This is a genomic window from Streptomyces sp. NPDC094034, from assembly GCF_040303865.1.
In the GTDB taxonomy this organism is placed as follows: domain Bacteria; phylum Actinomycetota; class Actinomycetes; order Streptomycetales; family Streptomycetaceae; genus Streptomyces.
In genome coordinates this window covers 1-1,051 of record NZ_JBEOUD010000144.1, presented here as the reverse complement: position 1 = coordinate 1,051, position 1,051 = coordinate 1, and the positions used below count along the sequence as shown (strand labels likewise).

The window sequence follows — 1,051 nt, the reverse complement described above, 5'->3', positions numbered from 1 at the left end:
GTAGTCCTGGGCGAAGGACGGCAGTCCTGTGATGCCGGAGCCGCCGGGGCCACCGAAGAAGGGACAGCAGCACGGTCTTGCGGCCGCTGCTCGCGCCCTCCGTGTCGGTGAGCATGTAGCCGAGGACGAAGACGATCAGCGCGGCCGCGGCCCAGGTCAGGTAGGGGTACAGCCACATCTTCACGACGAGCTTCTCCGGCGCCTCGCGCTGGATGATCCGGCGCATCCGCAGCTGCGAGAAGCAGATGGCCAGCCACACGAACAGGGCGACCGCGCCACTGGAGTTCAGCAGGAACAGGAAGACGGTGTCCGGGAACTTGTAGTTGAAGAACACGGCCACGAAGCCGAAGACGACCGACGCGAGGATCGCCGCCATCGGCACACCGCGGGAGGTGGTGCGGGCGAACGCCTTGGGCGCGTCACCGCGCTGGCCGAGCGAGAAGGCCATCCGGGAGGCCGTGTAGAGGCCGGAGTTCAGACAGGACAGCACCGCGGTCAGCACGATGACGTTCATGATCTCGCCGGCGTGCGCGATGCCGAGGGAGTTCAGCGCGGCGACGTACGAACCCTGCTTCGCCAGCGACGCGTCGTTCCACGGCACCAGCGTGACCACGACGAGGATCGAGCCGAGGTAGAAGACACCGATACGCCAGATGATGCTGTTGGTGGCCTTGGTGACCGCGCGCTGCGGGTCCTCCGACTCACCGGCCGCCAGGGTGGCGATCTCGCTGCCCATGAAGGAGAAGACGACCAGCAGGACACCGGTGAGGATCGAGCCCGGACCGTGCGGCAGGAATCCGCCGTGACTGGTGAGGTTGGAGAAGGACGCGTTGTCGGTGTGCGCGCCCGGCAGCACACCGAAGATCGCGAGCAGGCCGACGACGATGAACGCGCCGATCGCCACGACCTTGATACCGGCGAACCAGAACTCGAACTCGCCGTAGGAACCGACCGAGACGAGGTTCGACGCGGTCAGCACCAGCATCACGATGAGGGCCCAGCCCCACTGCGGCACCGCCGGCACCCAGCCCTCGAGGATCTTCGCGCCGGC

1 protein-coding gene is annotated in these 1,051 nt (G+C 67.1%); it reads right to left on the bottom strand.

Features of this window, described 5'->3' with window-relative positions:
• Positions 1-1,051, bottom strand: a 1,051-nt coding sequence (locus ABTZ59_RS37275) for an amino acid permease (RefSeq protein WP_351426094.1), incomplete at both ends; no start/stop codon positions are given.